The following is an 8,718-nucleotide window of genomic DNA, read 5'->3' on the forward strand; positions in this document are numbered from 1 at the left end:
GGGATCGACCTGGTGTCGACGCAGGTGCAGTATTCCGTGCTCGACCGCCGGCCGGCGCTGGGGCTGACCGACTGGGCCGCGGCGCACGACCTTCGGCTGCTGTGCTACGGCACGCTGGCGGGCGGGTTCCTGACCGAAAGCTGGCTGGGCAAGCCGGACCCGGGTTTCGCCTTCGAGAACCGCAGCCTGGTGAAGTACCGCCTCATCATCGACGAGTTCGGGCCTTGGGCGCTGTTCCAGGAGCTGCTGGAGACGCTGAAGGCTGTGGGCGACCGGCACGGCGTGTCGCTGTCCTCGGTCGCAACGGCCTGGGTGCTGGACCAGCCGCAGGTGGCCGCCGCCATCGTCGGCGCGCGCTACGCCCGCCACCTGCCCAAGACGCTGCAGGTCTTCGACGCCGCGCTGTGCGAGGCCGATCACGCCGAGATCGGCGCGGTGATCGCCCGCGCCGCGGGGCCGAACGGGCCTGTGTTCGGGCTGGAGGGCGACCGCACCAGCCGGCACGGGCGCATCATGAAATACAACCTCAACACCAACCCGAACGACGCCGTGCTGGGCACCGCCACATGACCGATGTGCTGCTGCAGACGCAGGGCCTGACGCGCAGCTTCGGCCCGATGAAGGCCGTGGACGCGGTGTCGATCGCCGTGCGGCGCGGCACGATCACCGGGCTGATCGGCCCCAACGGCGCGGGCAAGTCGACGCTGTTCAACCTGCTGACCGGCACGCTGGCGCCCGACGGGGGCACCGTCATGCTGGGCGGTACGGACGTGACCGGGTTGTCGCCCGACCGGCTGTTCGCGCGCGGCCTCGGCCGGACCTTCCAGATCCCCCGTCCCTTTGCGCGGATGTCGGTGCTGGAGAACGTGATGCTCGCCCCGCTACGCCAGACCGGCGAGCGGTTGTGGGGCCCGTTCCTGCGCCCCGGCGCGGTGCGCGACGACGAGGCGCGCATCCGCGCCCGCGCGCTCGAGGTGCTGGACTTCGTGACGCTGGCGCCGTTGGCCGATCATCCGGCGGGCAAGATCTCGGGCGGGCAGATGAAGCTGCTGGAGCTGGCGCGCGTGCTGATGGGCGACCCCGAGATCATCCTGCTGGACGAGCCGGCGGCGGGCGTGAACCCGACGCTGACCGGCACGCTGATCGGCAAGATCGAAGAGCTCAACCGGATGGGCAAGACCTTCGTCATCATCGAGCACGACATGGATTTCATCATGCGCCACTGCGACCCGATCATCGCACTGGCCGAGGGGCTCGTGGTGTTCGAGGGCACCGCGGCCGAGGCGCAGGCGAACCCCGTGCTGCTCGAGGCCTATCTGGGGACGATGGCGCATGGCTGAGCCGATCCTGTCCTGCGGCGCGGTCACCGCCGGCTACGTGCGCGACCTGCCGATCCTGCATGGCGTCGACCTTGTGGCGCATCGGGCCACCGTCACCACGATCATCGGGCCGAACGGCGCGGGCAAGTCGACGCTGATCAAGGCGATCGCCGGGCTGGTGCCGGTCAGCGCCGGCACGATCCGCCTGGACGGCGCCGAGATCACCAACATCCGCCCCGACCGGATGTCGGCGGCGGGGGTGGCCTACGTGCCGCAGAACGACAACATCTTCCGCACGCTGACCATCCGCGAGAACCTCGGCCTTGCCCTGCGCAAGGCGGGCGCGCGGCGCGAGGCGCTGTTCGAGCGGCTGATGGAGCAGTTCCCGGCGCTGAAGCCCAAGCTCGACGACAAGGCGGGCTCGCTTTCCGGCGGGCAGCGGCAGTTCCTGGCGGTGGCGAACGCGCTGGCGCTCGAGCCGCGGCTGATCCTGATGGACGAGCCGTCGGCCGGGCTGTCGCCTCGTGCGGCCGAGGAGGTGCTGGCGATGGCGCGCGGCCTGACCGAGACCGGCGTGACGATCCTGCTGGTCGAGCAGAACGTGACGCAGGCGCTGCGCCTGTCGGACCATTGCTACATCCTGGCCGAGGGGCGCAACCAGGTCGACGGCAAGGCGGCCACGCTGATGGGCGACCGGGTCGTGGCCGATATCTACCTGGGCGGCAAGCGGATGAGGGCGGGCGCATGATCCAGCATCTGGTCGACGGCGTGCTGGTGGGCGCGATCTACGCGCTGGGGGCAATCGGCCTGACCATGGTGATGCACATGCTGCGCTTCGCCAATTTCAGCCATGCCGAGCTGCTGTCGGTAGGCGCCTACGCGGCTTTGGTCTTCGACAAGCTGTTCGGCGCGCTGGCGCCGGTGCTGACCACCAAGATCGGGCCGCTGTCGATGTCCTTCGCGCTGGCGCTATCGGTGCTGGTGTCGATGGCGATCACCGCCGCGACCGCCGTGCTGATCGACAAGCTGGTGTTCAAGCGCATCCGCGAGCGCGGCGAGGAGCTGTCGATGGTCTTCGCCTCGTTCGGGGTGGCGCTGATCGTGCGCAACCTCATCGGGCTGAGCTTCGGGCTGGGCACGACGCTGTACAGCCCCGACATCCCCTTCGCCATGCTGCTGAGCACCGACCCGCTGATCCTGGTGCGGCCCGACCAGATCTTTACCCTGTCGGCGGCCCTGCTGCTGATGGTGGTGCTGCATCTGGTGCTGTCGCGCACCACCTTCGGCTACGCGCTGCGCGCGGTGGCCGAGAACGCGAGCCTGGCACAGGTGGCCGGCGTGAACCTGCGGCAGGTCGTGATCGCCGTGTGGGTTATCGGCGGCGCGCTGGCGGCGGCGGCGGGCGTGTTCTACGCGCTCACGAACCAGATCACGCCGATGATCGGCCGCGACCTGCTGATGCCGGTCTTCGCGGCCACCATCGTGGGCGGGATCGGGTCGATCTACGGCGCGGCCCTAGGCGGCTTCCTCGTGGGGCTGGCGGCGAACCTGGCGCTGGTGGTGCTGCCCTCGGGCTACGCGCCGTCGATGCCGTTCCTGATCATCCTCGCGGTGCTGACCCTGCGCCCGCACGGCCTGCTGGGAGTGGCGCGCGCATGATCGGCCTGATCTCGTACCTGGTGTTCTTCGCAACCGTGGCGTCGATCCTGTCGATCGCGGTGCTGGGGCTGAACCTGCAATGGGGCAACACTGGCCTGTTCAACGGCGGGGTGGCCGCGTTCTTCGGCGCCGGCGCCTACGGCACGCTGATGCTGGGCGGCACGCCGCAGGCGGGGCACCTGGGCGGCTTCGGCCTGCCCTACCCGCTGGCGCTGGCCGGCGGCATGGCGGCGGCGGGCGTGCTGGCGTGGCTGGTGGGCCGCCTGACGCTGCGGCTGCGGCACGACTACCTCGCGATCGCGACCTTCGGCGTCGCGGTGACCTTCGAGAACGTCATGCGCAACGCCGAGTGGCTGTCGGGCGGCGCGCGCGGCCTGCGCGGGTTCGAGCGTCCGCTGCAGGATCTCTTCGTCTCGCCGCTGGCCTACAACGCCGCGTTCCTGCTGTGCGTCGTGGTGCTGCTGGCGGCCACCTACGCGTTCCTGCAGCGGCTGGTCGCCTCGCCCTTCGGGCGCCTGCTGCGCGCCATCCGCGAGGACGAGGACGCCGCGCAATCGCTGGGCAAGTCGCCCACGCGGGTGCGGCTGGTGTCGTTCGTCACAGGCTCGGTCATCATGGGGCTGGCGGGCGGGCTTTACGGCACGTTCTACGCCTTCGTCAGCCCGCAGGACGTGCTGCCGATCCTGACCTTCCAGATCTGGGCGATGCTGATCGTGGGCGGCGCGGGCAACAACCGCGGCGCGATCCTGGGCGCGTTCCTGATCTGGGGCGCCTGGACCGCCAGCGGCTGGGCGCTGTCGCGCTACGCGCCGATCGAGGCGCAGATCTATGCCGGTTCGATCCAGTATGTTCTGATCGGATCGGTGATCGTGGGCATGCTTCTGTGGCGTCCGCAGGGGCTGTTTCCGGAACGGCTGGTGGTGTCGCAGCGGGGCCGCGCCCCCCTACCCGCCGCGGCCGAATGAAAAACAAGACCAACCAACAGGGAGTACCGACATGACGAACACAAGGACCAAGCTGCGCGCCGGCGCGGCGCTGGCGCTGGCGCTGGGGGCCGGCACGTTTGCCACCGCCGCGGCGGCGCAGGATTGCACGACCAAGGTGGGCGCCGTGCTGCCCACGTCGGTCGACTGGGGCCGGCCGATCGCCGAGACGGCGCAATGGGTCGTCGACCAGGTCAACGAGGCCGGCGGCGTGAACGACTGCCCGGTCGAGATGATCCTGCGCGACACGCAGGTCGATCCCAAGGTCGGCGTCGACGCGGCCAAGGCGCTGGTCGACCTCGACGGCGTGCAGCTGCTGATCGGCGCGGTGTCGTCAGGCGTGTCGCTGCCCATCCTGACCTCGGTCACGGTGCCGGCGGGGGTCATGCAGATCTCGTGCTGCACGTCGTCGACCGCGCTGACGGACCTCGCCAGGGAAGGCAAGACCGAGGGGCTGTGGTTCCGCACCTTCGCCACCAGCGGCGTGCAGGCCGCGGTGGGCGCCAAGGTCGCACAGGACCAAGGCTGGGAAAAGGTCGCCGTGTTCTACAAGAACGACGACTGGGGCCAGGACATCGGCAGCCTCGTGGCGCAGAACCTCGAGGCGATGGGTATCGAGGTGACCGCGCAGGTGGCGATCAACGACGGCCAGCCCAGCTATCGCGCCGAGGCGGCCAGCGCGCTGTCCGGGCAGCCCGACGCGATCTACATGGCGCTGTACCCCAACGAGGGCACCGCGACGGCGCGCGAATGGCTGGCCTTGGGCGGCACGCAGAACATGATCCTCGCGAACTCGCTCAAGTCCGAGGAATTCCGCGAGAACGTCGGGATGCAGTACCTGGAGAACGCCTGGGGCACGGACACGGCGTCGCCCCGCGCGGACAGCGCCACGGCCTTCGTCGACGCCTACGAGGCGCGCTTCGACGGGCCGCCGAACGGGCCGGGCCTGGCCAACAGCTACGACGCGACGATGATCGGGCTGATGGCGATGGAGGCCGCGGGCGAAGGGGCCACCGGCGCCGAGATCGCCGCCGCCGTGCCGCGCGTCACCGACCCCGAGGGCACGCCGGTGACCGCCGACGCCGCGGGCTTTGCCCAGGCCGCCGAGATCTTCGCCGAAGGCGGCACCGTCATGTACCAGGGCGCCACGGGCAACGTGCGCTTCGACCAGTACGGCGACGTGTCCGCCCCGGCGGTGATCTGGCAGTTCACCGAGGACGGGATCGAGGAGGTCGAGTACCTGTCGCTGGAGGACGTGAACGCCTTCATGGCGTCGCTGCAGGACTGAGACCGGTTCGAGAAGAGACGACCCGCGGGGCGCCCTGCCCCGCGGTTTTTTCGTGCCTGCATCCGCGCCGGTGCGCGCGATGCCTAGTCGGATCCGCCGGCCGGTTTAAGGTTCTCCATCTTCACCGGCGTGCCCCGCGACACGGGCTCGATCACCCGCTGCCCGATGACCTCGTCCAAGCGCTTCGGCGCGGCGCCGTAGCCCGGGCGCACGCTGCGCACGGCCTCGGCCGAGACCGTGCCGCCGGCAGGGATGTCCTGCACGAAATAGAGCGACCGGCGGAACTTCATGTTCTCGCGCTCGCTCGACTTGCGGCCGTAATCGATCGAACCGCGCGCTTCCCACGCCGTCCTGCAGGCCGAGCACAGGGCCGCGAATTCCGCCGGTTCCAGCGAGAAGCTGTCGTCGGGCCCGCCGCCCGAGCGGTCGAGCGTGAAGTGCTTCTCGATCATGCAGGCGCCCAGCGCGACCGAGGCGATGGCGGTCGTGTTGTCAAGCGTGTGGTCCGACAGGCCCACCGGCACGTCGAAGCGCCGCGCCATGTCCGCCATCGTCAGCAGGTTGTAGTCGCCGGCGGGCGCCGGGTAGCCCGAGACGCAGTGCAGCACGACCAGCTGTTCGCACCCGGCACCGCGCGCGGCGCCGATGGCCTCTTCGATCTCTTCGGCGTCGGCCATGCCGGTCGAGATGATCATCGGCTTGCCCTGCGCCGCGACGGTGCGGATCAGCGGCAGGTCGACCGCCTCGAAGCTGGCGATCTTGTAGGCCGGCGCATCGAGCCCGGCCAGCAGCTCGACCGCCGTCGGATCGAACGGGGACGAGAAGATCGTCAGCCCCTGCGCGCGGGCATGCTCGAACAGACGCGGGTGCCAGTCCCACGGAGTGTGCGCCCATTCGTAGAGGTCGTAGAGCGTCCGGCCGGCCCAGAGCCCTTCCCTGATCTGAAAGTCCGGCAGCGCCGAATCCAGCGTGATCGTGTCCGGCCGGTAGGTCTGGATCTTGACCGCGTCCGCACCGGCCGCCTTCGCCGCGTCGATGATGCGCAAGGCCTGATCCAGGCTGCCGTTGTGGTTGGCCGAAAGCTCGGCAATGACATAGGGGGGACAGTCCCAGCCGATGGCCCGGCCATCAATCTCGATCGTCATCTTGGTCCTCTTCGGTCTTTGCAGGAGCGATCTTCGTCAGGGTCACGGCGTACCTGTACCCCCGGAGGTCGACATAGGCAGGGTATCGCACCGGGTCGGACACCCTGAGAAGGTCGAATTGGTCTTCGATCGTCGCGGCCGGGTCCAGGCGGCTGTCCTCGGGCCTGCGGCGCGGATACCACGTCGCCCCTTCGGACAGTTGCGGCGTGGGTTCGTGGCCCGCCGCGATCAGGCGCAGGGCTTCGTCCATCAGCGCGATCTCGGCATCGAAGAGGCACGCGCTGATCTCGGCGAAGGTCGCGTGGGTCGGGATGCGGAAGCTTCGCTTGGCCCATATTGCGCCGGAATCGACCGGGTCGTCGGCCTCCAGCAGGCTCAGGACCATCTCCTCGCGCCCTTCGAGGATCTGCCACACCAGCGGGCTCCAGCCGCGGCCTTCGGGAAGGTCCGAAGCGTGCAGGACCAGGCAGGTCTCGTAGAGCGCGCGCCGCTTCGCTCCGATCAGTTGGCTGCAGGAAACGAGGAACAAGACCGTTCCGCCGTCGGCATCCGCGACGTCGTGCAGGATCCTGATCGGTTCAGGCCGGGCGTCGGCCCAGCGCCGCAACCAGTCCATGACCGGGTGGTCCGGGTCCGAACAAATGATGTCGATCCTCATGCGGACGCTCCCTCGGTCCCGGTGAACAGCGCCCTGGCGATCCGGTCTCCGCCTTCGCCGTCGCAGATGCCTGCGGCCGCGGTCGCCATCCGCAGAAGTTGGTCGTCGCGGCCGCGATCGCTCAGCCAGCCTGTCAGCCGCCCGCCCCATTCGGCGTCCGAGAGGTCGCCCAGCAGGTAGGCCGCGCCGCTGTCATGCAGGGCCGCGGCGGCCGGGCGCTGGTTTTTGGCGATGGTCAGCAGCAGGCTGGGCAGGCCCAGCGCACACCGCTCCCACGTGGTGCCGCCGACGGCGCCGATTGCGAGGTCCGCGCGCACCATGCGCCGGGCCATGTCGTCGACATCGACCGAGACCTCGACCGGCATGGGCATCGCGGCGGCCTGCGCGCGCACCGCCGCGATCGCCGGAGCGCGGCTGCCGAGAATCACGTCGACCTGCACGTGGTCGAGGCCCGGCACCCCCGCCAGCACGTCGAGCACGGCGCCGGTCGCGTTGGGTTCATCCACGCCGCCCATCGAGACCATGATCCGCCGCAGGGCGCCGTCTGTCCGGCGGGCCAGCGCATCGGGCCGCAGCGCGGCGAATTCCGGGCGAAGGACGGCGTAGCGGGGCCCGGTCAGGACCCGCGCGCCCTCGGGCACGAGCGCGGCATAGTCCCACGGTCCGCGGCCGAGGTTCTGGTCCAGCAGCAGATCGCAGGCATGCGGGCGGTCGGCGAGGTCGTCCCAGGCAAGGATGCGCCCGACATGGCCGGCCAGGACCCGCTCCCACCGTTCATCGAAGGCGTAGTGATCGACGACCAGCCAGTCCGGGCGGAACGATTCGATTGCCGCGGCGGTGGCGCGGGCGTCCTCGGTCCAGGCGACGCCTGCCCAGGCGGCGTGTGCCGGATCGTCGGCGTCCGGGGCGAAGGATCCGTCCGGTGCGGGCAGCAGCACGGTGTCGAAGCCGGCGGCCCCGATCCGCGCCGCCAGATGGCCCGGCTGCGCGCGGGTGACGAAACGCACGGCGTGCCCGGCCTCGCGCACCGTCTCGGCCAGGGTGAGGCATCGCATGACGTGGCCGGTGCCGATGGTCAGCGAGGCGTCGGCGCGGAATGCGATCCTAGCCATCGCGGGCTTCTTCGGCCTCGGCCGCGCGGATCGCCTGCATCATGTATTCGGCGCGGCGCCAGTCCTCGTCCGTGTCGATGTCCTGCACGCGGTGGCGCGGGATCGAGACGCCCAGCGCGCCCGCGTCGAACACGCCGCGCTGCGCGGTCCAGGTTTCGGCGCGAGCCCAGTAGAACTGGCCCGCGTCGTGCCAGGCCTCTTCCAGGTCCTGGCTGCGGGTCTGCATCGTCGACGGATCGAACATGGCCACGGCACCGGTATCGTCGCGGCGCAGGGCGCGCTGGATCGGGAACGGAAAGGTCGTCACCGAAAGCGCGTAGGTGGTGCCGGGCCGGTCGAGCGCGGCGCGCCCCGCGGACAGGTCCGCAGCCCGCACGAAGGGCGCGGTGGCGTAGAGACAGCAGACCGGTTCGGACGGGTCGAGGGCGAGCCGCGCGCAGGCATCGGCGATCACCGGTACGGTGGGGGTATGGTCGTCGGCCAGCGCGGCGTCACGCATGAACGGCACCTCGGCGCCCTGCGCCCGAGCCACCTCGGCGATCGCGGGATCGTCG

10 protein-coding genes are annotated in these 8,718 nt (G+C 70.3%); 6 read left to right on the forward strand and 4 right to left on the reverse strand.

All coding sequences use genetic code 11. The annotated features are described in order from the left end of the window. The 6 genes from ACFDTC_RS05520 to ACFDTC_RS05545 form a co-directional block, all read left to right on the forward strand. Positions 1 to 570: aldo/keto reductase (locus ACFDTC_RS05520; RefSeq protein ID WP_375257876.1), on the forward strand; the 570-nt coding region annotated here is incomplete at its 5' end. Next, entirely contained in the window at positions 567 to 1,340 is a 774-nt protein-coding gene (locus ACFDTC_RS05525) for an ABC transporter ATP-binding protein (protein ID WP_375257877.1), read from the forward strand. The genes ACFDTC_RS05520 and ACFDTC_RS05525, both read left to right, overlap by 4 nt. Further along, positions 1,333 to 2,067 carry an ABC transporter ATP-binding protein gene (locus ACFDTC_RS05530; RefSeq protein ID WP_375257878.1) on the forward strand — a complete coding sequence of 245 codons (735 nt, stop codon included), beginning with the start codon at positions 1,333 to 1,335 and terminating at the stop codon, positions 2,065 to 2,067. Before ACFDTC_RS05525 ends, ACFDTC_RS05530 begins: the two co-directional genes overlap by 8 nt. Next, positions 2,064 to 2,978: a branched-chain amino acid ABC transporter permease gene (locus ACFDTC_RS05535; RefSeq protein WP_375257879.1), complete on the forward strand. Its 915-nt coding sequence runs from the start codon at positions 2,064 to 2,066 to the stop codon at positions 2,976 to 2,978. Before ACFDTC_RS05530 ends, ACFDTC_RS05535 begins: the two co-directional genes overlap by 4 nt. Continuing rightward, positions 2,975 to 3,943: a branched-chain amino acid ABC transporter permease gene (locus ACFDTC_RS05540; RefSeq protein WP_375257880.1), complete on the forward strand. Its 969-nt coding sequence runs from the start codon at positions 2,975 to 2,977 to the stop codon at positions 3,941 to 3,943. Before ACFDTC_RS05535 ends, ACFDTC_RS05540 begins: the two co-directional genes overlap by 4 nt. Before the next feature lie 31 nt (positions 3,944 to 3,974). After that, a complete protein-coding gene (locus tag ACFDTC_RS05545; protein ID WP_375257881.1) occupies positions 3,975 to 5,249 on the forward strand; it encodes an ABC transporter substrate-binding protein in 1,275 nt (424 codons plus the stop codon). Between the two features lie 83 nt (positions 5,250 to 5,332). Here the strand turns inward: ACFDTC_RS05545 and pseI are convergent, their stop codons facing one another. From pseI to pseF, 4 genes are all read right to left on the reverse strand, one after another. Next, positions 5,333 to 6,394, reverse strand: coding sequence for a pseudaminic acid synthase (gene pseI / locus ACFDTC_RS05550; RefSeq protein WP_375257882.1), 1,062 nt, complete (start codon positions 6,392 to 6,394; stop codon positions 5,333 to 5,335). Then, positions 6,378 to 7,052 (reverse strand): formyltransferase family protein, encoded by a 675-nt coding sequence (locus ACFDTC_RS05555; protein WP_375257883.1) that lies wholly within the window; start codon positions 7,050 to 7,052, stop codon positions 6,378 to 6,380. Before ACFDTC_RS05555 ends, pseI begins: the two co-directional genes overlap by 17 nt. After that, positions 7,049 to 8,164: a UDP-2,4-diacetamido-2,4,6-trideoxy-beta-L-altropyranose hydrolase gene (pseG, locus tag ACFDTC_RS05560; RefSeq protein WP_375257884.1), complete on the reverse strand. Its 1,116-nt coding sequence runs from the start codon at positions 8,162 to 8,164 to the stop codon at positions 7,049 to 7,051. The genes ACFDTC_RS05555 and pseG overlap by 4 nt, the downstream gene beginning before the upstream one ends. Beyond that, on the reverse strand, positions 8,157 to 8,718 hold a 562-nt coding region (pseF, locus tag ACFDTC_RS05565), incomplete at its 5' end, for a pseudaminic acid cytidylyltransferase (RefSeq protein WP_375257885.1). The genes pseF and pseG, both read right to left, overlap by 8 nt.

The sequence above is a fragment of the Citreimonas sp. genome, assembly GCF_042096055.1.
GTDB lineage: Bacteria > Pseudomonadota > Alphaproteobacteria > Rhodobacterales > Rhodobacteraceae > Citreimonas.